The organism is Streptomyces sp. NPDC041122 (assembly GCF_055592445.1).
On record NZ_JBVIYQ010000001.1, the window covers coordinates 1,115,410 to 1,139,723 of the forward strand.

Sequence of the window (24,314 nt, forward strand, 5' to 3'; positions counted from 1 at the left end):
GCCTCGGTCCTCGCCGTCATACCGTCACCCCCATGAGCTCGCTGCCATTGGTCGTTCCGGCCGAGGAGCTCGTCCCGTCAGACACGGCTCCGTGCGGCGCGGCCTCGTGGGGCGCGGCTCCGTGCGGCGCGGCCTCGTGGGGCGCGGCTCCGTGCGGCGCCGTCTCGTGGGGCGCGGGCCCGCGCGGCCCAGCCTCGTGCGGTGCCGCCTCGTGCGGTGCCGCCTCGTGCGGTGCCGCCTCGCGCGGTGCCGCCTCGCGCGGTGCCGCCTCGCGCGGTGCCGCCTCGTGCGGCTCGCTCGTCCCCGCCTCGGGCGGCAGGCCGAGCAGCAGCCGCACGAGGGGCACCACCGCGTCCGCGCGCGCCGCGTCGAGTTCCTCCACGGAGCCGGGCGCCCCCGCGCCGGCGCCGTCCGCCCCCGCTCCGGTGCGGGTGGGCCCGCGCCGTATCAGCTCACCCAACGTCCGCCGTACTCCCGGCTCGTACGCCGAGAACGTGCGCCGCAGCAACGGCAGTACGTCGGTGAAGGCATCGTCCGACACCCCGCACAGCCAGTCGTCGACCAGCCCCAGCAGACGCGTGTCGTGCACCAGCAACATCCCGCCGCCGGTACCGCCTCCGACGAACCCCTCGATCCAGGCGGCGCCTTCGGCCGGCCCGCTCCCTCGGGAGAGCGCGAGCCCCATGAGCCGGGCCACCTCCTCGTCCCCCAGCTCCCCGCCGTCCAGCAACAACCGCACGCACCGCCCCCGCACGACCCCGGCCACGCCCTCCCGCTGAGCGAGCACCCGCAGCACGGAGCCCCACCGCGCCCGCACGCTCCGAGCGGTCACGTCACGCCCCGCCACCGCGCCCTGGGCCTCGGGTACCCGCGCCGTGGTGCCCGCCGCAGCAGGAGCCGGGTCGGCGAGGGACGGGCCGGTGCGCACCGGCTCGGCGGGGACGGGGGCCGCTCCAGTGGAGGCCGACCCCGCGAGAAACGGCGCCGCGCGCGTCAGCTCCCCCAGCAAGCCCACCGCCTGGTGCACCGCGTCGACATGCCCCCGCATCTCCAGCGCCGCGTCGGCGTCCAGCCCCGCGCAGGCCGGTGGAAGGCCCACGAAGATCCGCTCGGCAAGGCCGAGGGCCACCTCGCCCAGCGCCTCCGTGCCGGTCCCCCGCACGTCCCCGTACCGGAGCGACCGCACCAGCGCGGGCAGCGCCTGCGCGAGGTGGCCGACGTCCGTGTCCAGGGCCGCCCGGTCGGCCAGCACCCGCATCACCACGGGGAGCGCGTCCGGCAGCTCCGCGAGCAGGCATCGCTCGGCGAGCGCGGTGACGTCGGCCAGGGCCCGCGCCTCGACCGCGTCGGACGCCGCCTTCCCGGTGGCCGCGCCCAGGACCGTGGTGCCCCACACCCCCGCCTCCGCGACCCGCACGGACAGCTCCGGCTCCCACCGCAGCCGCCAGGTCTCGCGGAACGTCCCCGTGCTCCCCCGGGACACCGCGGGCTCGCCCCAGCCGATGCCGAGCAACCGCAGCCGGTGCAGCAGCCTGCTGCGCGCCGCGTCCGTCTCCTTGCGGAGGTCGAGCTCCAACTCCCGCTCCAGCGCCTCCGGTTTGAGGCGCAGTCTGCGCTGCAGCCGGGTCAGGTCACGCTGCAGCGGCACCGCGGGCGCCGCCTCCGGTACCTCACCCAGCACGTCACCGACGACGAGCTTGTCGTGCACCAGGGCGAGCGGCACGTCGGAGCCCTCGCACATCACCGCCCGCACGGCGTCCGTCGTCTCGGTGAGCCCGGCCAGCGGCCGCCCCCGCATCGCGGCCAGCGTGTCGGCCAGCCGCACCGCCTCGATGACGTGCGCGGACGAGACGAGCCGGTCCTCGTCGCGGAGCAGCCCCGCGACCTTCGTCATCCAGCGCTCGACGGGCCGGTCGAGCGCGGCGAAGAGGTGGCCGTACCACCCGGGCGAGGCGATCCCCGCCCCGTATCCGCTCGCGCGGGAGAGCCGGCGGTGGGTCCACGGCACCCAGGTCATCTCCGCCTTGACCTTGGGCAGCCCCTTGAGCAGCGCCCGGTCCGCGGCCACCGTGGTCTTGCGCCGCAGCGCCGGAACGTGCCAGGCCCCGCACACGACGGCGACCCGCCCTTCCCCGAACTCCCTGGCCGCCGCGCGCATTTGGAGCCGCATGTACGCCTCGCGCACCAGGTCACGGTCGTGTCCGCCGTCCCCGTAGGCCTCGCGCAGCGCCCCCATCGCCTCGCCCAGCGCCTCGAACGGCGCGAACGCGTCGCCGCCGGGGCCCCGGCGCCCGCCGTCCGTCCCTCGCTGCTCACCGCTCGCCCCCCGCTGGTCTGCGCCCGCCCCCCGGTGCCCGCCACCCGTCCCCCGGTGCTCGACGACGTCCTCCCACCACCGCTCGGGGTCGTCGTACCCCGCGGTCTCGGCGAGGACGGCGACGGGGTCGATCCGCACGTCCCCCACATCCCCCTCAGCGCGCGCCTCACCGCGCCCCTCGCCTTCCCCGTTTCCCCCGCCTCCCCTGCCTTCCCTGCCTTCCTCCTCTTCGTGCTCCTCCTCGGCACGCAGCGCCAGCGAGTGTGCCGCCGGGAGGTCGATGAAGCGCACCGGAACGCCCTCCCCCAGGGCCCACCGGATCGCGACCCACTCCGGGGAGAACTCCGCGAGCGGCCAGAACGCGGAGCGGCCCGGCTCGTCCACCACATGCGCGAGCAGGGCGACGGGAGGTCGCATCCCCTCGTCGGCGGCGAGCCCCACCAGGCCGTCGGCCTCCGGGGGGCCCTCGACGAGCAGGATGCCGGGCCGCGCCTCGTCGAGCGCGGCGCGGACGGCGCGCGCGGAGCCCGGGCCGTGGTGCCGCACCCCGAGCAGCAATGGTTCCCGCGTGTGCGTCATGCGCTCACCTCACGGCACGCGCGGTAGAAGTCCTTCCAGCCGGCGCGCTCCCGCACGACCGCCTCCAGGTACTCCTGCCAGATGACGCGGTCCGCCGCCGGATCGCGCACGACGGCTCCGAGGATGCCGGCGGCGACGTCGCCCGGGCGCAGTACGCCGTCTCCGAAGTGAGCCGCCAGCGCGAGCCCGTTGGTGACGACGGAGATCGCCTCGGCCGTGGAGAGCGTGCCGCTGGGCGACTTCACCTTCGTCCGGCCGTCCGTCGTGACGCCGTCGCGCAGCTCTCGGAAGACGGTGACGACACGGCGTATCTCGTCGATGCCCTCGGGGCCGGTGGGCAGGTCGAGGGAGCGGCCGATCTGGTCGACGCGGCGCGAGACGATGTCGACCTCGGCGTCGGCGCTCGCGGGCAGCGGCAGGACGACGGTGTTGAAGCGGCGGCGCAGGGCGCTCGACAGGTCGTTGACGCCCCGGTCGCGGTCGTTCGCGGTGGCGATGAGGTTGAAGCCGCGGACGGCCTGCACCTCCTGCCCCAACTCCGGGATGGGCAGCGTCTTCTCCGACAGGATCGTGATCAGTGAGTCCTGCACGTCGGCCGGGATGCGGGTCAGTTCCTCGACGCGGGCCGTCATGCCCTCGGCCATCGCCCGCATGACGGGGCTGGGCACGAGCGCGTCGCGGCTGGGGCCGTGGGCGAGCAGCTGGGCGTAGTTCCATCCGTACCGAATGGCTTCTTCCGGGGTGCCCGCGGTGCCCTGCACGAGCAGCGTCGAGTCACCGCTGACCGCGGCGGCGAGGTGCTCGGACACCCACGTCTTGGCGGTGCCGGGCACACCGAGCAGCAGCAGGGCGCGGTCGGTGGCGAGGGTGGTGACGGCGACCTCGACGATGCGGCGGGGGCCCACGTACTTCGGTGTGATCACCGTGCCGTCCGGCAGCGTGCCGCCGAGCAGGTACATCGCGACGGCCCACGGCGAGAGGTTCCACCGCCGCGGCCGCGGCCGGTCGTCCTGCACGGCGAGCGCGGCCAGTTCGGCGGCGAAGGCGTGCTCGGCGTGCGGCCGCAGGGCCTGCTCGACGGGGGTGGGGGCAGGCGCGGTGGCCACGGCACCCGGCGCGGAACCGGCGGTGGAGCCGCCCGCGGAACCTCCGGTGGAACCGGGCGCGGGCGTGGGCTGATTCGCGGTCGCGGACGTCGTCGAGTCGACGGAAACGGTCATGGAGCGATCCCCCTCCAGCTCGTCCGGACGCATCTGGCCCGGATGTGTCTCCACCGTGCACCACGCCACTGACAATCGCCTCTCGCACACCGCTGACCTGCAACGACGGTCGCCGCACGGTCGATTGTCAGTGGCGGCGCCTACCTTCGAGACATGACTCAGCAGGGGGTGCGCTGGACGGCGGATCAGGTGCTGGCACTGGCTCCTGATGCCCCGTCACGCAAGGCGGGCAGCAAACTCGGCGTCGCCGGCCCATGGTCGGAGGCGGGCAGTTCTGGCGAGGGGACGGTGTGGGGGCTGTGCAAGGGCAGTGGCAGCAAGCCGTATCAGACGGTCGTCGACATCGCGGATCCGGCGGGTCCCGCGTACAAGTGCAGTTGTCCGAGCCGTAAGTTCCCGTGCAAACACGCGCTGGGGCTGCTGCTGGTGTGGGCGGGGGCGGACGGCACCGTGCCGGAGGGCGGCGCACCGCCGGAGTGGGCGGAGACATGGCTGGCCGCGCGCCGCAGCAAGGCGGAGACCCGGCGGGCTCCGGCCGCGACACCGGCCACCTCCGCGGACTCCGACGCGGCGCGCAGACGGGCGGAGAAGCGGGCCGAGCGGATCACCGCGGGGGCGACGGAGCTGGAGCAGCGCCTCTTCGACCTGCTCCGCAGCGGCACCGCGACGGCCGAACAGGCGGGGTACGGACTGTGGGAGGAGACGTCGGCCCGCATGGTCGACGCCCAGGCCTCTGGGCTGGCCGCGCGGGTACGGGAGTTGGGGGCCATCCCCTCGTCCGGTCCCGGCTGGCCGGCCCGGCTGCTCGCGGAGTGCGCGCTGCTGCACCTCCTGGTGCAGGGCTGGCTGCACCGCGACCGGCTGCCGGACGAGCCGGCCGCCACGGTGCGCTCCCGCATCGGCCTGCCGGCCCAGGCGGAGGGCCCGCCGATACGGGACCGCTGGCTGGTCCTCGCGCAGTACGACACGGCGGACGGCAGACTCACCACCCGCCGCATCTGGCTGCACGGCACGGATACGGACCGCTTCGCGCTCCTGCTCTCGTACGGGGCCGCGGGGCGCGCGCCCGACCTCGCCCTGCCGGTCGGCCTCGTGCTCGACGCCGAGGTGAGGCGGTACCCGGGCGCGGGCCAGCTCCGTGTGGACCTGGGCGACCAGTTCGCGGCGCCGACACCGGCCACGCGCAGGCGGCCGCCGGGCATACGGACGGACGAGGCGGCCGGCCGCTACGGCGAGGCGCTGCGCGGCGATCCCTGGCTGGAGTCGTGGCCGGTGACACTCGCCGAAGTGATACCGACCCAGGACGGAGGGTCCTGGCAACTGGCCGACGCAGAAGGCGACTCGGCGCTGCCCCTGACGCCGTTCGCGGCGTCGCGGCCGGGGTTGTGGCGCCTGGTGGCCCTGTCGGGCGGCGCCCCCCTGACGGTGTTCGGCGAGTACGGCCACCAGGGCTTCACCCCGCTCGCGGCGTGGCCGAGCGACTCGGGAGAGACGGTGACGCTGTGCTGAGGGGAGAGGGCGGGACGGGCGGCGTCGGAGCGCCGAGGGACGGGGGCGGTTCTGGTAGGCGGGCGAACGGGGGTGGTTCTGATGCGTTGAGGAACGGGAGCGATGCCGAGCCGTCGAGGGACAGGGGCGGTGCCCAGCCGTCGATGAACAGAGGCGGTACCGAGCCGACGACAAACGGCAAGGGTCCCGGTGCGTTGCGGGACGGGGGCGGTGCGCCGGCACCCACGTACGGGAACGGTGCCGGTACGGCAACGAACGGGAGCGGTGCCGGTACGGCGAACGGGGACGATGCCGAGCCGTCGACGGCGGGCGTCGGCACTGCGCCGCCGACGCACCGGAACGGTGTCGTCGCGCCGGCGAGTGGACACCAATCCGCGGAGCCGACGCATGCGAACCCAGCTGCTCCGTCGGCTGACGCCCGCCAGGCCGCCACACCGGCACCCGTGCCTGCACCCGCACCCGCACGCCAGGAGAGGGACATGTCCACCGCACGCTCCGCGCAGCCCGCACCCCACCCCACCTGGGACGACCTCGTCACAGCCGCCCTCCTGGGCACCGACCGGCGCCCCCTCCCTCCCGGCATCAACCCACCCTGCACACCTCCCGAACCCACCGCACACGATCAACCCGGCACCCTCAGCCAGCACCACACACCTGCCGAACCCGGCACCCACGGCACACCCGGCGAGCACCACACCCCCGCCAAGGAGCCCCCCGCCGCCCTCCTGGACGCGGCAGCCGTGCAGACCGTGCGCCGCCGGGCGGGACTGCGTCCGGCTCCGGCCGCCCCCCGGCCCGAGCCCGCCGCGGACGACCCCAGGCCCCCGCTGCCGCCCGAGGCCAGGCACCGGCTGGCGACTCTCCTCACCGACCAGCCGGGCACCCCCGGCGGCGGCCGCAGAGGCGCGACGCCGGACCTGATGGAGCTCCTCCCCCAGTGGCTGGCCCTGGCCAACTCCCGGGGGTACGGCCCGCCGCCCGAACTGCTCCCCGCGCTCCTGAACGCGGCACGCGGACGCACCGACCTGCGCCCGCAGGCCCTCGCCTTCGCGGGCCCCAGAGCCCTCTGGCTGGCCCGCCTCAACCCGGACTGGAAGTTCGCGCTCCGCTCGGCCCCGGGCGGTGGCACGGCGCTCCCCTCCCCCGACGACCCGCACCAGGTCGAGCAACTCTGGGAGGAGGGGCTCTTCGCCGAACGCGTCGCGCTGCTCACGGCGCTGCGTGCACACGACGCCCGCGCCGCCCGCGCACTGCTGAACGGCACTTGGTCGACCGAGCGGGCGGAGGACCGGCTGATGTTCCTCGACTCCCTGCGCACCGGCCTGTCCGCCGAGGACGAGCCGTTCCTGGAGCAGGCCCTCACCGACCGGAGCCGCAACGTCCGGGCCACGGCCGCCGAGCTCCTGTCCGCGCTCCCCGGCTCGGCGCTGGCCCGCCGGATGGCGGCCCGCGCCGCCTCCTGCGTGGCCCTCGACCACACATCGGACACCCCGACGCTCACCGTCGAGGCCCCGCACGAGTGCGACGCGGGCATGGAACGGGACGGCGTCGTCCCGAAACCACCCAACGGGCGCGGCGAACGCTCTTGGTGGCTGGGGCAGTTGGTGGAGGCGGCCCCGCTCACCACCTGGCAGTCCCGTCTGGGCGACCGCACCCCGGCCCAGATCGTGGCTCTCCCCGTGGCCGACGACTGGCGGAGCGAGCTGCACGCCGCGTGGTGCCGTGCGGCCGTACGACAGCGGGACGCCCGCTGGTCCAGGGCGCTGCTCGGCACCCCCGCGTCGCCCGACGCGGCAGGCCCGGGCGCCGTCTCCCTCGCGGAGCGCGCCAAACTCCTCGCCTCGCTGCCCGCCGCGGAACGGGCGGACTGGGTGGCCGGGTTCATCGCGGCGCACGGTCTGTCCGAGGCGTTCCAGTTGCTGGGCGTCTGCGCGGCGCCCTGGGCCGAGCCGCTGGGTCGCGCGGTCGTGGACGCACTGAACATCGCGCGGGACGCGGGAAGTTACCCCTGGAGCTTCAGCGGAGTGATGGGCCTCGCGGAACGCTGTCTGGACCCGGCGGAGGCGGTACGCCTTGAGGCGCTCACCGCGACCCCCGACGAAACGGAGGACGCGTCGCCCGGCGCGGGCAGTTACTGGTCCGAGGCGTTCCAGCGCCTGGTGACGACACTCCGCCTCCGCGAGGCGATACGCACCGAACTCCCCGCGCCCCACCCGCCAACGGCCGTCGCGATCGGGCCATCCGAAGCCCTTCCGGCCACGGTTCACGGGGAGTTGTCCGCGAACTCCCCCGGAATTGTCCGTGATCTGTAACAGACGGATCCCGCGGCAACCATGTCTCGTCCTGCCAGGTGGTCGTACGGCGACCAGGGACCGGCGAGGGACTGGCGGAAAGAGGCGGACATGGCACGGCACAGCAGCGGGCGCGGCTGGTACGGCAAGCTGATCGGGGCGGCGCTCGGCGTGACGATGCTCGCCACGGGTGCCTCCGTGTGGACCGCGCAGGCCGGCACCTCGGACGACGCGCCCCCGGAGGCGAGCGCCTCGGCGCGGCCGGGCAGCGCGAAGCAGGTCTCGACGTCCATCGCGCACGCCTCGGACAAGGGGAAGGGCGGCGTCAACATCACCATCGACGACGGACCCGACCCCAAGTGGACGCCCCAAGTCCTGGACCTGCTCCGGCAGTACAAGGTGAAGGCCACGTTCTGCATGGTGGGGACGCAGGCGCAGGCCCACCCGGACCTCGTCAAGAAGGTGGTGGCCGACGGTCACCGGCTGTGCGACCACACGGTGTCCCACAACACCGCCATGGACAAGGACACGCAGGCCTACCAGTCCCGGCAGATACTCGACGCCGAACGCATGATCACCAAGGCCTCCGGTGGCGTGCGGCCGATGTACTACCGGGCGCCCGGCGGTGCCTTCACCCCGTACAGCCGCAAGCTCGCCGCCTCCCGGGGCATGCGTCCGCTGGGCTGGAACGTGGACACCAAGGACTTCGAGCGGCCGGGTACGGACGCGATCGTCGCGACCGTCGAGCGCGAACTGCCCAACGGCCCGACGCTCCTCTTCCACGACGCGGGCGGCGACCGCACGCAGACCGTGGAGGCCCTCCGCCGCATCCTCCCCCGCCTCAAGGAGCAGGGCCACACCTTCGGCTTCCCGGTCCGCTGACCCCTCAACGCCCCTGCGTCAACCGCCGCTCAGCCCTCGACGGCTCCCACGCACGCGGCTCCCCCACCGGACAACCACGCCCGCCCCGATGCCCTCCCCCGGCCAGCACCCGCCCACGCGCGAGAGGGGACGTGGGGGTATGTGCGCACGGAGCACCGAGCCCGCTGTAGCAACATTGTCCGCGAGGCGCGACGCAGGGATAGCGAGTACGCACATACCCCCGCGGCCCCGCACCCACAGACGGCCCCAAGGCGCAGACGAACCCGAGGCGCAGACGCCCACGCCCCCGCACCCAAAGGCCGCCCCCTAGCGCAGCCGCCCACGCCCCCTCACGCCCCGGCGGCCTGCCGCACATTCCCCCGTACCCACTCCACGATCGACGCCGTCGTGGCCCCCGGCGTGAAGATCTCCGCGACACCCTTCTCCTTCAGCGGCGCGATGTCCGCCTCCGGGATGATGCCGCCGCCGAAGACCTTGATGTCCTCCGCGTCCCGTTCCTTCAGAAGCTCCAGAACCCGCGCGAACAACGTGTTGTGCGCACCGGACAGGATGGACAGGCCGATCGCGTCGGCGTCCTCCTGGATCGCGGTGTCCACCACCTGCTCGGGCGTCTGGTGCAGCCCGGTGTAGATGACCTCCATACCGGCGTCACGCAGAGCCCGCGCGATCACCTTGGCCCCGCGATCGTGCCCGTCGAGCCCCGGCTTGGCGACGACCACGCGGATCGGCCCGGCTGCCACACCCATCACTGCCTCCATGTACCGATATCCATCCCGGTCACTGCGGTCACCACGGTCGCTACGGACGACGACCGACAACAGTCAACAGTCTGCGCCGGGCACGGACACCCCGCACCGCACCGGCCGGGGAAGTGAACGAACGTTATCTCCAGCATCGCGCAAGCGGCAGTTTCGCGGTGGCGAGGGAGGGGGAAATCACACGATGGGACACGTTCGCCGCGCGCCCGTCCGTCACCCAGGGGTGCACACCCCGCTCACGGACCAGCGCGAGGGGAGCCACATCGGGGAGCCACATCGAGATCGCCGGACCACCGCGCCATCAGCCGCACGGCGTGACCGCACCGCAGGTCAGCGAAGCAACGGGGGCACGGAGTCACCCTTCCACGGTGGCCGGATCCCCGTCGCCCAGCCGGCCCGAGGCCCGGTCACCCCGAGGCCCGGTCGCCTCTCGACACACGACTCCCCCTAGGGCACACGGGGGACAGAGCCGTCCTCCCGTGCGCCGATCGGGAGGTCGACGATGCCGGTCACCGGGGCCCGCCCCTTTCGCCCCCTCGGCACGCTGCTGCCGAAACTCCTCAGCCTGAGCCGCACCGCGCTCCCACCCCTTGCACTGCCGCCCCTCTCACTGCCACTCCTTTCCCTCCTGCCTCTCGCACTGCCACGCCTCGCGCACCTCGCACGCCTCCCACGCCTCGCACGCCCGCCCTTCACCCTCTCCACCGCCTCCACCGCCCTCCTGAAGGCGACCGCCCTGGAGCTGACGATCCTCGCGGGGCACCTCGTCCTCTATCCCTCCGGCATCGCGCAGGAACGCCGCGCCACCCCGGTCCAGCCGCCCGCGGACGCCCCCCGCCTCCCATCGGACGGCAGGCCCCCGGTCCTCCTCCTGCACGGCTTCATCGACAACCGCTCCGTGTTCGTACTGCTCCGTCGCGCGCTGTCGCAGCACGGCGGCCGCCGCGTGGAGTCCCTCAACTACTCCCCGCTCACCTGCGACATCCGCATCGCGGCGGAACTCCTCGGCCGCCATGTGCGGGAGCTCTGCGAGCGCACGGGACACGCCCGGACCGACATCGTCGGCCACAGCCTCGGGGGCCTCATCGCCCGCTACTACGTGCAGCGGCTCGGCGGCGACGAACACGTCCGCACCCTGGTGACGCTCGGCACCCCGCACTCCGGCACCCGCGTCGCGCCGCTCGCCGACGCCCACCCGATCGTCCGTCAGATGCGGCCGGGCTCGGACGTGATCGAGGAGTTGAAGGAGCCGGCGCCGGGCTGCCGCACCCAGTTCGTGAGCTTCTGGAGCGATCTGGACCAGATCATGGTCCCGATGGAGACGGCGTGCGTCGACCACCCGGACCTCACCGCACAGAACGTCCGCGTGACCGGAATCGGCCATCTCGCCCTGCCGGTCCACCCGGCGGTCGCGACCGGCGTACGTCAGGCACTCGACCTCGCGAACCCGGGAGCCGACGCACGGAGCGCGGGCGGACTCACCGTCGCCTGACCCCAGGAGAACCCCGCCCCGAACAACACGGTCCCGAACCGAAACCCGGCACCGGACCCACGCCCCCAGACCCGAACCAGAACCGGAAACACGCCCTACTGACCTGAAACAACGCCGCGTTGACGCGGACCCCACCCCCACGGCTCCGACGCAACGCCCCACCGCCCCGAGGTCACACCTTCACCACCCCCGCACCACCACCGCATCACGCCCTCACCCCCACACACCCCGCCCCCCACCGGCACAAAGTCACCCCACCGCACCCCGGGTCACGCGCCCCACCAGACCGTGCACCCCGCCCCATCCGTGTCGAACGGGCCTCGAACGCAGGGCCAAGGCTGTGCCCACAGTCCACCGAAAGACGGCCGAATGCCCGTTTCCTGCGACCACGAAACCTGCCGAAGATTGTCGCGCCCGTATACCGCCGGGTACAGTCGCCGCACTGCTCTGCCCCCTGCTGCCGAGGCGAAAGAGAAGTTGGTGAACGACCGTCACCCGTCGGGGAGCTCCGCTCCCCAGCCCTCGGCTCCCGGCGCCGACCACGCGCACTACGCGACGTACGGCCAACAGGGCGCCGAGCACGGTGGCTACGGCTACGACGCGTACTCCACCGCCGGCGCCGGCCTCGACACCGGCGGCTACGACACCGGCACCTTCGCCGCCGACCCGCTCTTCGGCGACATGCCGGGCGGCGGCCACGACACCGGTCAGTGGGCGACCACGACGAGCCCCCAACAGACGCTCACCCACGACGCGTACGCCGCGCAGTACTACGCCGCCACGTACGACACCGGCAGCTACGACACCGCCTCGATGTGGTCGACGGGCGGGCACCAGCAGCTCGCCGACATCCCGTCGCAGCCGGGCCCCGACGCCACGGCCCAGTGGGACACGGGTTCCTGGAACTCGGCGCCGCAGCCCGGCCAGTGGGACACGCAGGCCTTCGAAACGGGTGCGTACGACGCGACGACCTGGAACGTCGCGGAGGGCGAGACGCACGAGTCCCCGGAGCCGGAGACCCGGCGGTACGAGGTCACGGACCCGTACGAGATCTCCCCGGAGTCCGCGTACGACACCGACAGCGCGTACGGAACCGGCGGTTCCGACGCCCCCTATGACGACATGGACCCCTCGGACACCGCGGACCTCGACGGCGACAGCACCTCACCCGCCGCCGTCACCGACTCCCCGGCCGGCGCCCCCTCGTCCCGCCGCGCCTCCCGCGGCAAGGGCGGCGGCGCCTCCGGTTCGGGCGGGTCGCGGACCCGACGCCGCAGCCCCGCCAAGCGCTCCGCCCTGCTCACCGTCGCCGTGCCCTCGGTCTGTGTGATGGGGGTGGCCGGCGTGGCCGCCGCCTCCGTGGGCAGCTTCGGCGGGAACGAGGACAGCAAGGAGACGACGGCGTCGGCCCCGGACCCCACGTCCGTGAAACCGTCCGCCGCCAACAACAAGCTCGACACCCAGCTGGCGAACCTCTCCGCCGACGCGGGCGACTTCGCGGACCGCGCGAGCCGCACGCAGGAGCGCATCGACCTCAAGGCCCAGAAGGTGGCCGAGCAGAAGAAGGCCGCGGCCGAGGCGGCGCGCAAGGAACGGCTGCGCCCCAAGTTCTCCCTGCCGGTGAAACAGCGCGGGCTGAGCGCGTACTACGGCCAGGCCGGCGTCAACTGGATGTCCGCGCACTCGGGCATCGACTTCCCGGTGTCGTACGGCACCGAGGTGAGCGCCGCGACCGACGGCACCGTCTCCACGAAGTGGAACAGCGCCTACGGCAACATGGCGATCGTGACCGCGAAGGACGGCACGGAGACGTGGTACTGCCACCTCTCCTCGCACAAGATCTCCTCCGGCCCGGTCAAGGCCGGCCAGGTCATCGCCTTCTCCGGTAACTCCGGCAACTCCACCGGCCCGCACCTGCACTTCGAGGTGCGCCCCGGCGGCGGCTCGGCGATCGACCCGCTGCCGTGGCTGCGCAGCCACGACCTCGACCCGACGTAACTCCGGTGGCCGCCGCGGCGATCCCGCCACGGCCACGAAGCACCCTCGCCCGCGCACCCTCACCCGCGCGGGCGCGCGCTACAGCTTCTCGACCGGTGCGTACCGCAGCAGCAGCCGCTTCGGCTTGGGCTCGCCGAAGTCGACCGTCGCCTCCGCGTTCGCCCCCGTGCCCTTCACTCCGACCACCGTGCCGAGGCCGAACTGGTCGTGTGTGACCCGGTCGCCGACGGCCAGGGCGACCACCGGCTTCTCCGTGGCGCGGCGCGTGGCGAAGCCCTGGGCGCCGCCGGCGCGCGAGCGCGCGGACGACAGCGACGAGGCGATGCCCCCGGCCGGTCCCGATCCGCCGGAACCGGACGACGCCGGGGCGCCGACGGAGCCCGTCCGCTTCCAGTCCAGATGGGTGTCCGGGATCTCCTCGAGGAAGCGCGAGGGCGGGTTGTACGACGGCTGGCCCCAGGCGCTGCGCATCGAGGACCGCGTCAGATAGAGCCGTTCCCGCGCGCGCGTGATGCCCACGTACGCGAGACGGCGCTCCTCCTCCAGCTCCTTGACCTGCCCGAGGGAGCGCATGTGCGGGAACACGCCGTCCTCCATGCCGGTCAGGAAGACCACGGGGAACTCCAGGCCCTTTGCGGTGTGCAGCGTCATCAGGGTGATGACTCCGGAGCCGTCGTCCTCCTCGTCGGGGATCTGGTCGGAGTCGGCGACCAGGGCGACGCGCTCCAGGAAGTCGGAGAGGGTCCCGGCCGGAGCGGCGGCCCCCTCGTCCCCCTCGGCCTGGCCGCCTTCCGCCGGGCCTTCACCTGCCGTCGGGCCTTCGCCCTCCGCCTGGCCGTCGTCCTGCTCCCCCGCCTGGTTGTTGTCCTGCTCGAACTCCAGGGCCACCGCGGCGAGTTCCTGGAGGTTCTCGATGCGCGTCTCGTCCTGCGGGTCGGTCGAGGCCTGCAACTCGGCGAGGTAGCCGGTGCGTTCAAGGACGGCTTCCAGGACGACGGCCGGGCCCGCGCCGGACTCGACGATCGTCCGCAGCTCCTCCATGAGCGTGTTGAACCGCTTGACGGCGTTGACCGAACGGGCCGCCATGCCGTACGCCTCGTCGACGCGGCGCAGCGCCTGCGGGAAGGAGATCTTCTCGCGCTGCGAGAGCGCGTCGATCATCGCCTCCGCGCGGTCGCCGATGCCTCGCTTGGGCACGTTGAGGATGCGGCGCAGCGGGACCGCGTCCTCGGGGTTGGCGAGAACACGCAGGTAGGCCAGCACATCGCGGACCTCCTTGCGCTCGTAGAAGCGGACGCCGCCGACGACCTTGTAGGGCAGGCCGACGCGGATGAAGATCTCTTCGAAGACACGGGACTGGGCGTTCGTCCGGTAGAAGATCGCCACGTCGCCGGCCTTCGCGTCGCCCGCGTCCGTGAGGCGGTCGATCTCGTCGGCGACGAACTGCGCCTCGTCGTGCTCGGTGTCCGCGACGTACCCGGTGATGCGCGCGCCCGCGCCCTGGTTGGTCCAGAGGTTCTTCGGGCGGCGGCTTTCGTTCCGCTCGATGACGGCGTTCGCGGCGGTGAGGATCGTCTGCGTGGAGCGGTAGTTCTGCTCCAGGAGGATCGTCGTCGCGTCGGTGTAGTCCTCCTCGAACTGGAGGATGTTGCGGATCGTGGCGCCGCGGAAGGCGTAGATCGACTGGTCGGCGTCGCCCACCACACACAGCTCGGCGGGGTCGTCGCCCTCGCCTCCGGAGGGGCCGACCAGCTCGCGCACCAGCGCGTACTGCGCGTGGTTGGTGTCCTGGTACTCGTCGACCATGACGTGCCGGAAGCGGCGGCGGTAGTGCTCGGCGACGTCCGGGAAGGCGCGGAGCAGGTGGACCGTCGTCATGATCAGGTCGTCGAAGTCCAGCGCGTTCGCCTCGCGGAGGCGCGACTGGTACATCGCGTAGGCCTGGGCGAGGGTCTTCTCGAAGCCGTCGGCCGCCTGGCCCGCGAAGTCCTCCTCGTCGATCAGCTCGTTCTTCAGGTTGGAGATCTTGGCGCTGAAGGACTTCGGCGGGAACTTCTTCGGATCGAGATCCAGGTCACGGCAGACCAGGGCCATCAGGCGCTTGGAGTCCGCGGCGTCGTAGATCGAGAAGGAGGAGGTGAAGCCCAGCTTCTTGTACTCGCGGCGCAGGATGCGGACGCAGGCGCTGTGGAAGGTCGACACCCACATGGCGTTCGCCCGCGGGCCCACGAGCTGCTCGACGCGCTCCTTCATCTCGCCCGCGGCCTTGTTCGTGAAGGTGATCGCGAGGATCTGGCCGGGGTGCGCACCGCGCTCGGCGAGCAGGTACGCGATGCGGTGGGTCAGCACGCGGGTCTTGCCGGAGCCGGCGCCGGCGACGATGAGCAGCGGGGAGCCGGCGTGCACGACGGCCGCGCGCTGGTTCTCGTTCAGCCCGTCCAGGAGCGACGCCGGGTCGATGACCGGGCGGGGGGCACCGTCGCGGTAGTGCGTCTCCCGAGTCATGGGCGCGTCGAACTTCCCGTTGAACAGGTCGTCCGGAATGGGCTCCGGAGTGCTGTCCTCGGGCGGCGGCGGGGGCGCTTCGTCCGCGGCCCGGGAAGGCTGCAGGTCCGCCAGGAAGCTGTCATCAAAGAGGCTGCTCATCGCCTCCCGAGTCTAGGCGGCCCCACTGACAACCCGCTGCGGGTTCCGGTCACCTCACGTCCGGCCGCCCGCCCGGCTACCCCCCGCCCGCGGACGATCACAGTCCGCATTTGCCGGTGCGCATCATTCCGGCGCTCGCGCCGGGCCCCTCGAAAAGTAACGAAAATGTATCGGGCATAACGAACATCAACCTTCACACGGGCCACACGAATTGGCTAGCGTGCTGCGCGGGCCGCTCGTCCCCCACCGGCGAACCCCGCCGGGAACGGGTGGCCCCCGCCGAGTCCGACATGTTCGGAGCCGGGGACCCACCGAGAACTTGGGGTGAATCGGTCCCGTACGCAGTACGGGACCGTAGGGCAACCTTCCGGACCACCCGCCCGAACCCGACAGCTAACCCGGTAGGCGGTCTACGGAAGGAGTCGCCTCCCTTGGCGTCGCACCGCAAGCCGCGGACCCGGTCATCCGCACTCCGCACGACCCCCGCCCTCGGCATCACGACGGCCGCCCTCACCTCCGTCGCCCTCCTGTCGCAGAGCGCGCAGGCAGCGCCCTCCACACCGGCGAAGCCCAGCCTCGAAGAGGTCCAGAAGAAGGTCGACGAGCTCTACCAGCAGGCCGGGGTGGCCACCCAGAAGTACAACGCCGCCAAGGAGCGCACCGACAAGCAGCGCAAGAAGGCCGACCGTCTGCTCGACGACGTGGCCGCGCGCGCCGACAAGCTGAACGACGCCCGCAAGGAGCTCGGCGCGTTCGCCGCCGCGCAGTACCGCACCGGTGCCGTCTCCGAGACGGCGACGATGATGCTCGCCGATGACCCACAGGGCTACTTTGACCAGAACCACCTGGCGGACCGGCTGACCACGCGCCAGAAGAAGGCGGTCGACGCGTACGAGGCGGAACAGGCCTCGGCGACCAAGCAGCGCACCCAGGCCGCGACGAGCCTCAAGACGCTCAGCGACGCGCGGGACGACCTCAAGACGAGCAAGCAGACCGTCCAGCGGAAGCTGGGCGACGCGCGCGAGCTCCTCTCGAAGCTCACCGCCCAGGAGAAGGCGCGGCTGGCGGAGATCGAGCGGAAGAAGAAGCAGGAGGCCAAGCGCAAGGCCGAGAAGCTGGCCCGCGAGCAGGCCGCCGAGGCGGAGCGCAAGCGCAAGGCGGAGGAGGCCGCGCAGCGGGAGAAGGAGCGGGAGAACGGCGACTCCGGCTCCGGTTCCGGATCGGGGTCAGGCACCGGCGCGGGCTCGGGGGCCGGTACAGGGTCCGGTACGGGATCCGGGAGTACGGACGGCGGCTACGCCACGAAGGCCGCGAAGGTCATCGACTTCGCGGAGGCACAGATCGGCAAGCCGTACGTGTGGGGTGCCACCGGCCCCGACTCCTACGACTGCTCCGGCCTCACCCAGGACGCCTGGAAGGCCGCGGGGATCTCCCTGCCCCGCACCACATGGGACCAGGCGAAGGTCGGCACGACCGTCAAGACCGCCGACGCCGCACCCGGTGACCTGGTGTTCTTCTACGACGACATCAGCCACGTCGGGATCTACATCGGCAACGGCAAGATGATCCACGCCCCGAAGCCGGGCGCGAACGTCCGCGTCGAGTCGATCTACTACATGCCGATCCACAGTGTGGTGCGTCCCGCGTAACCGCACCCCCACGCGCGTGTGGCCCGCATCCCGGGGGGATGCGGGCCACACGTTCGCGTACGTGCCGGCCGGGAGGCCGGCGCTCAGGTCCGGCGCACCGCGTCAGGTCCGGAGCACGGCGTGTCAGGTCCAGAGCACGGCGATGAAGATGTTCGCCACCGTCAACAGGCCGACCGCGCCGAACAGCGGCTTCTCGATCTTCTCCTCGTCCCGCTTCACGTAGACCAGCGCGAGGATCACGATCAGCACGGCCAGCTTGATGCCGATCTTGAGGTTGTTGACCGCGTTGTCGTCCGCCTGGTTGAGGCCGACGAGGACCACACCGGTGACGAGCATGACGAGCGCGCCGTGCAGCATCGCGGGGCTGAAGCGGGCGGCACCCTGGCCCATCTGCTTCATCTGGGTGAGGAAACCGCCCAGGAGCGAGGCGATGCCGATGATGTGCAGGCCGACGAAGAGATGGATGAGTAGGTCCATGGGGCCGGAGCCTAACCCGGCCGCCCACGGCTCCCGGCGGCCACCCCCGTACCACCGCTCCCTCGCGGCTGCGGCGCGATCCAGCCATCGGTCACAGCCGCGTGCGAAGCAGGCGCCCCCGGCCGGGCGACCCGGTCACAGTCGGTCATCCAGGCGCCCACTTCCGTCGGTTCCGCACAATCCGTCACCAGCCCGTGACGGTCAGGTTTAGCGTCCTCCACCAGGTGACCGGCTCCCCGTCGCCGTCCGGACCGGACGGCTCGTCGGACACCACCGCCGAGAAACCCGGCGGCGGCCCGCTCCCCCCTGTGGCGGGCCGTCGCCGGACACGTAAGGAGCCCTCTTCGTGGCAGCGCACCGCAAGCCCAGCCCGCGCTCGCTCAGCGGCAGCACGTTCCGCACCGCTCGCACCGCTCTCACCCTCGCCCTCGCGGGAGCCGCCTCGGCGACCGCGTTCGACGGCGTCGGGCACGCGGATCCACCGCCCGGCCCCACCGAGGTGAAGTCCAAGGTCGACGCGCTCTACCGCGAGGCGGAGACGGCCACCGAGAAGTACAACGGCGCGAAGGAGAAGGCCGAGAAGGCCGAGAAGTCGCTCACGGCGCTGCGCGACGAGGCGGCCCGCAGGACGGAGAAACTCAACTCCGCCCGCGACGCCCTGGGTTCGTACGCCACCGCGCAGTACCGCGCGGGCGGCATCGACCCCGCCGTGCAGCTCGCGCTCTCCTCCGACCCCGAGCAGTTCCTGGACCGCGCGGCACGCGCCGACCGCGCCGGCAGTCGGCAGGCCGTGGCCCTGCGGGACGTGCGCAAGCAGCTCCGCGGAGTGGAACAGCTGCGCGACACGGCCGACGACCGGCTCGCCGCCCTCCGGGCCCGCCAGGCGGAGCTGCGCAAGCACAAGAAGACGGTCACCGAAAAGCTCGGCGAGGCCAGACGGCTGCTGTCCTGGCTCACGGCCCAGCAGCGCGCGGAACTCGCCGCCCCGACGGTCGAACGCGCCACCCGCACCCACGTCCGCGACGCCTCCCCGCGTACCGCCAAGGCCCCCAACACCCGCGCCGCGTCCGCCGTTTCCTACGCGTACAAGGCGCTCGGCAGCCCGTACGTGTGGGGCGCCACCGGACCGAACGCCTTCGACTGCTCAGGCCTCACCCAGGCCGCGTACCGCGCGGCGGGCGTCTCCCTGCCCCGCACCACCTATGCCCAGATCAACGCCGGCCAACGGGTCGCGCGCTCCGAACTCCGCCCCGGTGACCTGGTGTTCTTCTACTCGGGCATCAGCCACGTCGGCCTCTATGTGGGCCACGGCCAGATGATCCACGCCCCGAACCCGAGCGCTCCGGTGCGGCTCGCGCCGATCGACCAGATGCCGTTCGCAGGCGCAACCCGGGTGGCGTAAGAGGGCTCGCGCGAGACGACGGAGGCGGGGTAGCCGTCCGCCGGCGGAGCAACGGGCCCTGATCACGCGCGCCGCCACCCGCTACTGTCACGTCCATGCCTAGCCGTACCCTGCCGCCGCCTCCACCCCCCGTGTATCTGCGTACCTGGCCGGACCGGCAGACGCTGCTCACCGACCGGGGCATGGCCCTGGAAGCGCTGCACAGAAGCTACTTGGGCGTGGACCGGCTCCTGCTGCTGTGGCTCTGCGGCCTCGGCGCCGCCGTCGGCTGGGCGCTGCTGGTCCAGCCGCTCCAGATGCTCGCGGACGAGGACGCCTCCGGCTTCCTCCTGGGCCCGGTTCTCGGGGTCCTCGGCCTCGCGGTGCTCGCGCCCTCCGTGATCGGGGTCGTGTTCGCCGTCCGGCACGACCGGCGCATCCGTCAGCTGTCCGCCGCCTGGCTCGCCCTGGAGCACCACCCGGCGTCCGACGCCCGGCTGCGCTCCCCCGCGCTCAGCCTCTTCTGGCTCCTGTCGTCCCTCGCCGTCTGCACGCTCGGCCTGTGGGCGTCCTTCGCCGCCGCCGCGTACGCCGAACCGGGCCGCGACACCTACGCCGACGTCGTCCAGGGCATGGGCATCGGCCTCATCGTGTGGCTGACCGGGCTCCTCGGCGCCGCGAAGGCCGTCGGCCACTACCGGTGGGCGGTACGGAGCCTGACCTCGCCGTCGGCTCCGACCGCGCCCTGACGGCGGCGGCCGCCGCCGTCAGACCAGCCGCCGTGCCGTCGCCCACCGCGTCAGCTCGTGACGGTTGGACAGCTGCAACTTCCGCAGGACCGCCGACACATGCGACTCGACCGTCTTCACGGAGATGAAGAGTTGTTTGGCGATCTCCTTGTACGCATACCCGCGCGCGATGAGCCGCAGCACCTCCCGCTCGCGCTGGGTGAGGCGGTCCAGGTCCTCGTCGACCGGAGGGGCGTCGGTGGAGGCGAAGGCGTCCAGGACGAACCCGGCCAGGCGCGGCGAGAACACCGCGTCACCGTCCTGCACGCGGAAGATGGAGTCGACCAGGTCCGTGCCGGTGATCGTCTTGGTGACATAGCCGCGGGCCCCGCCCCGGATGACACCGATGACGTCCTCGGCGGCGTCGGAGACCGACAGCGCGAGGAAGCGCACCGGGTTCTCCGCGTCGGCCATCAACGGCGCGCAGCGGCGCAGGACTTCCACCCCGCCGCCGCCCGGCAGGTGCACGTCCAACAGGACGACCTCCGGCCGGGTGGCCGTGATGACCGTGACCGCCTGGTCGACGTCGGCGGCCTCGCCGATCACCTCGACGCCGGTGATGTCGGTCCGGCCGATCTCGGCCTGCACCCCGGTGCGGAACATCCGGTGGTCGTCGACCAGGACGACTCGCACACGACGCCCGTCCGCACCGCCGCCCTCGTCCGATCCGGTCGGCTCCGTGGGCCCGTTGACCCCGGTCGCGTCGCTCATGTCGTCGCCGTCCTCTCCATCTCCAGCTCGACTTCCGTACCGCCGCCGGGCACCGCGCGCAGCCGCGCCGTGCCGCCGTTGCGCTGCATCCGGCCGATGATCGATTCTCGTACGCCCATGCGGTCGTCGGGCACGGAGTCCAGATCGAAGCCGGGGCCGCGGTCCCGGACGGACACGAACACCGTCTCCCCCTCGACTTCGGCGAAGACCTGCACCGCGCCGCCCTCGCCACCGTACTTGGCGGCGTTCACCATCGCTTCCCTCGCGGCCTGCATCTGCGCGGTCAGCCGCTCGTCGAGCGGGCAGTCGCCGACCACGACGACCTCGATGGGGACGCCGTGCTTGTCCTCGACCTCGGCGGCGCTGCGGCGCACCGCCTCGGCGAGGGTGTCGGGCTCCTCGTCCTCGTCCTTGCCGGTGCCCTCCGGTTTGTAGAGCCAGGCCCGCAGGTCCCGCTCCTGGGCGCGGGCGAGGCGACGCACCTCGCTCGCGCTCTCCGCGTTGCGCTGGATCAGGGTCAGGGTGTGCAGCACGGAGTCGTGCACATGGGCGGCAACCTCGGCTCTCTCCTGGGCGCGGATGCGCATCAGGCGCTCCTCGGAGAGGTCCTGCATCATGCGGACGAGATAGGGGCCGGCGAGCAGCGCGACGCCGACGAGCACGGCCAGGGAGGCCTGCAGGACGGCGCCCAGGTGGGCGGCGGAGCCCTGGAGCACGAAGATCCCGGAGACGCCGGCGCCGACGAGCAGCACTCCGGCTGCGGATCTGGCGATCGTGAGGGTGCGCCGGCGGCGTCCGACGGCCATCCAGCGGGCCCGGCGGGCGTTGTCGGCCTGTCTCCAGACGAGGGCGACACCGGCGGCGACGAGCAGGGTCGGGACGACGTACGCCTTGGTCGAGCCGTCCAGGTCCACGTTGCCCACGAAGACCATGGCGACGACGACCATCGCGAGGAGCGCGACGAGCTGCCCCTTGTCGGGCTTGCGGGCCACGAGTCTGCGGCGGCCGTCCGGCGCCGTCTCGGCGGTGACGGCGGCCGGTGGCCGCTCGGCGTCCACACCGCCCACGCCGAGCGGGACGAAGAACCAGAACGCGGCGTACAGCAGGGCGCCGAGGCCGTCCGCCGTGAAGAGTCCGACGAAGATCAGCCGGACCCAGACGACGGGCAGCCCGAGGTGCCCCGCCAGACCGCGCGCGACCCCGCCCAGCCAACGACCGTCGCCGCTGCGGTAGAGCTTGCGCAGCGGTCGGACGTCGTCGAGGGGCGGTGCAGCGGCTTCCGGCATGTCATCGATGTTCACACGTGAGGACGGGTACGAGCATCAGGGTCGATCCCCGAGACTTCCCTGATCCCGGACCCCGGGCCGGCCCTGTCAGGGGTGGGACCCCGGGCCTCTCAGGGGTGATATCAGGGTTCGTCCAGGGTCGTCCCGACTGCCACGGCGGGCCCGCGGCCGTCACCATGGACGCATGACAGATCAGCAGCCCGCCGAGACGGAGACCGAGGCCGCCCTCCGCGATGCCGTGCGCACCGCGCAGGGCATGCCGGGCGGTCCTGCGGGCAGTCACGCGGCGGCTTCGCCGGCGCCGGAGCGGAAGTTCCGCCGCGACCGCCGGCAGAAGAAGATCGGCGGTGTGTGCGCCGGGCTCGGCAGGCTGTGCGACATGGATCCGGTGATCTTCCGCATCGGCCTCGCCGTGCTCGCGATCACGAGCGGCCTCGGCCTGGTCTTCTACGGCTTCGCGTGGCTCTTCGTGCCGTACGCGGACGAGGAGGAGAACGAGGCCCGCAGGCTCCTCTCCGGCCGGGTCGACGGCCAGGCGCTCACCGCCGTGCTCTTCGCGCTCGTCGGCTGCGGCGTCTTCCTCACCCTGTTGAGGAACGGCGGGGCGCTCACCTTCGCCGCCGTCCTCGCTCTGCTCCTCGCGGGCGCGGGGTATTGGTCGCGGCAGCGCGACACCCTCGACACCGACCCGGTGGCGGCGCAGGCCGCGGCGGACGCCCCGCCCGAGGCGCAGGCCCCGCCGGTCGCCGGTGGCCCGTCGTGGTGGCGCGACCCGATCGTCAAGGACGGCACGCACGAGGGCATGACGGGCTATTTCTGGGGTCCCCCAGGCATGGAGGGCCTCGACATCGAGTATCAGGTGGCGGGCCACCGAGGCCCGCTCCGCAGGGCGGCCACGAGAGCCCCCGCTCCCCCGCCGAAGCCTCGCGGGCCACGCTGGATCGGCGGCTGGGTGTTCCTCCTCGCCCTGCTCGCGGGCGGCCTGGGCACCGGTCTGACCTGGCAGGATCACCCGCTCGGCACCACGCTGGAGACCGGCCTGGCGTGCGCCTTGGCAGTGCTCGGTCTCGGCATCGCCGTCAGCGCCTTCCTGGGGCGCACGGGGGCGGGATCGATGGTGCTCGCGGTGCTCGTCGCCGGCCTGCTGGCGGGCGCGGCGGCCCTGCCGGAGAACATCACGACGCACTACGCCCGCACGGACTGGATACCGGTCACGGCGGCGGACGTCCGGCCCCGGTACGAGGTGGGGCTCGGCACGGGCACGCTCGATCTGCGCAAGGTCGAGCTCGGCAAGGGCAAGTCCCTGACGACCGGCGCCGAGGTGGGCGTGGGCGACCTCCGGGTGATCGTGCCGAAGGACGCCACAGTGCGGCTGTACGCGGAAGTGGGCCTCGGCGACATCGTGTTGCCGCAGGACGAGGGCAAGGACCTGGACCTCGCGCCGGGCCGCGAGAAGAACGTGACGCTGGAGCCCTCCGCGGGCGCCAAGGACGGCGGCACGATCGATCTGCACCTCGAAGTGGGCGTCGGACAAGCGAAGGTGACCCGTGCTACGTCATGAATTCCACCCCGGCAAGCTGGTGGCGGGCCTCGTCCTGCTGACGATCGCCACCGTGTACGCGGGCGACGCGGGCGGTGCCTGGGACGCACCGTGGTTCGTCGCGCTGCCGCTCATGATGGCGGGCCTGTTCCTCGCGGGCGTGGCGGCGGCGATCCACGGCATACGCCCGAGGGGCACCCGTCCGGGCGGGCGCCCCCGGGACGCCCCGGCGGCGTCGGACCGGCCCTAGGGTCGGTTGCGGCGGCGGGAGGCGAGCAGGGCGTCGACGGACCAGACCGCGGCCCCGGCGAGCACCAGAGGCAGCCAGGCCATCAGGTACGCGAGGTCGTTGCCGTAGTAGTAGGGCTCCTCGTTCCAGCTCACGGTCAGCCAGAGGCTGAGCGAGATGAGGGCGCCGCCGAGCGCGGCGAGGCGGGCGAAGAGACCGATCAGCGTGCCGATGCCGACGGTCAGTTCACCGAGGGCGATGGCGTAGCCGAACCCGACGGGGCTCTTGAGGGACAGGTCGACCAGCGCGGGGATGGCGGAGATGTCGCGGACGCCCTCCATCTGGGCGCCGATCGAGCCCGCGCCGTCGGCCTGCATGAAGGTGCTGTCGGTGAGCTTGTCCAGGCCGGCGTAGATGAAGGTGACGCCGAGGAAGATCCGTAGGGGCAGCAGGGCGTAGCGGGAGGCGGACTGCCGCCAGTCGTCGCGCCTGACGTGGCTGGTGTGGTGGGTGGGGCTGTCGGCCCGGATGCCGTGCGTCATGGCACTCCGCCTCTCGCGT

18 protein-coding genes and 1 riboswitch are annotated in these 24,314 nt (G+C 72.7%); of the genes, 10 read left to right on the plus strand and 8 right to left on the minus strand.

Features of this window, described 5'->3' with window-relative positions; all coding sequences use genetic code 11:
* Positions 1-16: 16 nt before the first annotated feature.
* Both ACZ6B8_RS04865 and ACZ6B8_RS04870 read right to left on the minus strand, forming a co-directional pair.
* Positions 17-2,896, minus strand: a complete 2,880-nt coding sequence (locus ACZ6B8_RS04865; protein WP_471606294.1) for a DUF5682 family protein — start codon at positions 2,894-2,896, stop codon at positions 17-19.
* On the minus strand, positions 2,893-4,116 hold the full coding sequence (locus ACZ6B8_RS04870) for an ATP-binding protein (protein ID WP_471606295.1): 1,224 nt from the start codon (positions 4,114-4,116) through the stop codon (positions 2,893-2,895). Before ACZ6B8_RS04870 ends, ACZ6B8_RS04865 begins: the two co-directional genes overlap by 4 nt.
* Positions 4,117-4,269: 153 nt before the next feature.
* Here ACZ6B8_RS04870 and ACZ6B8_RS04875 point away from each other — a divergent pair, with 153 nt between their 5' ends.
* The 3 genes from ACZ6B8_RS04875 (at position 4,270) to ACZ6B8_RS04885 (ending at position 8,798) form a co-directional block, all read left to right on the plus strand.
* Complete coding sequence (locus tag ACZ6B8_RS04875; RefSeq protein ID WP_471606296.1) at positions 4,270-5,625, plus strand: SWIM zinc finger family protein; 1,356 nt, start codon at positions 4,270-4,272, stop codon at positions 5,623-5,625.
* 479 nt (positions 5,626-6,104) lie between these two features.
* On the plus strand, positions 6,105-7,937 hold the full coding sequence (locus ACZ6B8_RS04880) for a DUF5691 domain-containing protein (RefSeq protein ID WP_471606297.1): 1,833 nt from the start codon (positions 6,105-6,107) through the stop codon (positions 7,935-7,937).
* Positions 7,938-8,027: 90 nt separating this feature from the next.
* Positions 8,028-8,798, plus strand: a complete 771-nt coding sequence (locus ACZ6B8_RS04885) for a polysaccharide deacetylase family protein (protein WP_471606298.1) — start codon at positions 8,028-8,030, stop codon at positions 8,796-8,798.
* A 329-nt stretch (positions 8,799-9,127) separates the two neighbouring features.
* Here ACZ6B8_RS04885 and ACZ6B8_RS04890 read toward each other — a convergent pair whose 3' ends face one another.
* A complete protein-coding gene (locus ACZ6B8_RS04890) occupies positions 9,128-9,544 on the minus strand; it encodes a cobalamin B12-binding domain-containing protein (RefSeq protein WP_471085062.1) in 417 nt (138 codons plus the stop codon).
* 514 nt (positions 9,545-10,058) lie between these two features.
* On the opposite strand from ACZ6B8_RS04890, the gene ACZ6B8_RS04895 reads away from it, so the two are divergent.
* Positions 10,059-11,048: an esterase/lipase family protein gene (locus ACZ6B8_RS04895; RefSeq protein WP_471606299.1), complete on the plus strand. Its 990-nt coding sequence runs from the start codon at positions 10,059-10,061 to the stop codon at positions 11,046-11,048.
* Between the two features lie 480 nt (positions 11,049-11,528).
* Positions 11,529-13,046, plus strand: a complete 1,518-nt coding sequence (locus ACZ6B8_RS04900; protein WP_471606300.1) for a M23 family metallopeptidase — start codon at positions 11,529-11,531, stop codon at positions 13,044-13,046.
* Between the two features lie 78 nt (positions 13,047-13,124).
* Here the strand turns inward: ACZ6B8_RS04900 and ACZ6B8_RS04905 are convergent, their stop codons facing one another.
* Entirely contained in the window at positions 13,125-15,692 is a 2,568-nt protein-coding gene (locus ACZ6B8_RS04905) for an ATP-dependent DNA helicase (protein WP_471606301.1), read from the minus strand.
* A gap of 267 nt (positions 15,693-15,959) precedes the next feature.
* Positions 15,960-16,115, plus strand: a riboswitch (cyclic di-AMP (ydaO/yuaA leader).
* A gap of 8 nt (positions 16,116-16,123) precedes the next feature.
* Here ACZ6B8_RS04905 and ACZ6B8_RS04910 point away from each other — a divergent pair.
* Positions 16,124-17,341: a C40 family peptidase gene (locus tag ACZ6B8_RS04910; protein ID WP_471606302.1), complete on the plus strand. Its 1,218-nt coding sequence runs from the start codon at positions 16,124-16,126 to the stop codon at positions 17,339-17,341.
* Positions 17,342-17,464: 123 nt separating this feature from the next.
* Here ACZ6B8_RS04910 and ACZ6B8_RS04915 read toward each other — a convergent pair whose 3' ends face one another.
* Entirely contained in the window at positions 17,465-17,818 is a 354-nt protein-coding gene (locus ACZ6B8_RS04915; protein WP_471084710.1) for a hypothetical protein, read from the minus strand.
* Positions 17,819-18,164: 346 nt separating this feature from the next.
* Here ACZ6B8_RS04915 and ACZ6B8_RS04920 point away from each other — a divergent pair, with 346 nt between their 5' ends.
* Both ACZ6B8_RS04920 and ACZ6B8_RS04925 read left to right on the plus strand, forming a co-directional pair.
* Positions 18,165-19,220, plus strand: a complete 1,056-nt coding sequence (locus ACZ6B8_RS04920; RefSeq protein WP_471606303.1) for a C40 family peptidase — start codon at positions 18,165-18,167, stop codon at positions 19,218-19,220.
* A gap of 95 nt (positions 19,221-19,315) precedes the next feature.
* Positions 19,316-19,948, plus strand: a complete 633-nt coding sequence (locus ACZ6B8_RS04925; RefSeq protein ID WP_471606304.1) for a hypothetical protein — start codon at positions 19,316-19,318, stop codon at positions 19,946-19,948.
* A gap of 18 nt (positions 19,949-19,966) precedes the next feature.
* Here ACZ6B8_RS04925 and ACZ6B8_RS04930 read toward each other — a convergent pair whose 3' ends face one another.
* Both ACZ6B8_RS04930 and ACZ6B8_RS04935 read right to left on the minus strand, forming a co-directional pair.
* A complete protein-coding gene (locus tag ACZ6B8_RS04930; RefSeq protein WP_471606305.1) occupies positions 19,967-20,698 on the minus strand; it encodes a LuxR C-terminal-related transcriptional regulator in 732 nt (243 codons plus the stop codon).
* Positions 20,695-21,984: a PspC domain-containing protein gene (locus ACZ6B8_RS04935; RefSeq protein ID WP_355803726.1), complete on the minus strand. Its 1,290-nt coding sequence runs from the start codon at positions 21,982-21,984 to the stop codon at positions 20,695-20,697. Before ACZ6B8_RS04935 ends, ACZ6B8_RS04930 begins: the two co-directional genes overlap by 4 nt.
* 184 nt (positions 21,985-22,168) lie before the next feature.
* On the opposite strand from ACZ6B8_RS04935, the gene ACZ6B8_RS04940 reads away from it, so the two are divergent.
* Positions 22,169-23,545, plus strand: coding sequence for a PspC domain-containing protein (locus tag ACZ6B8_RS04940; protein WP_471606306.1), 1,377 nt, complete (start codon positions 22,169-22,171; stop codon positions 23,543-23,545).
* On the plus strand, positions 23,532-23,774 hold the full coding sequence (locus tag ACZ6B8_RS04945) for a hypothetical protein (RefSeq protein WP_471084694.1): 243 nt from the start codon (positions 23,532-23,534) through the stop codon (positions 23,772-23,774). The genes ACZ6B8_RS04940 and ACZ6B8_RS04945 overlap by 14 nt, the downstream gene beginning before the upstream one ends.
* Here ACZ6B8_RS04945 and ACZ6B8_RS04950 read toward each other — a convergent pair.
* A complete protein-coding gene (locus tag ACZ6B8_RS04950) occupies positions 23,771-24,295 on the minus strand; it encodes a DoxX family protein (RefSeq protein ID WP_471606307.1) in 525 nt (174 codons plus the stop codon). The two genes, ACZ6B8_RS04945 and ACZ6B8_RS04950, sit on opposite strands and share 4 nt — an antisense overlap.
* Positions 24,296-24,314 lie beyond the last annotated feature (19 nt).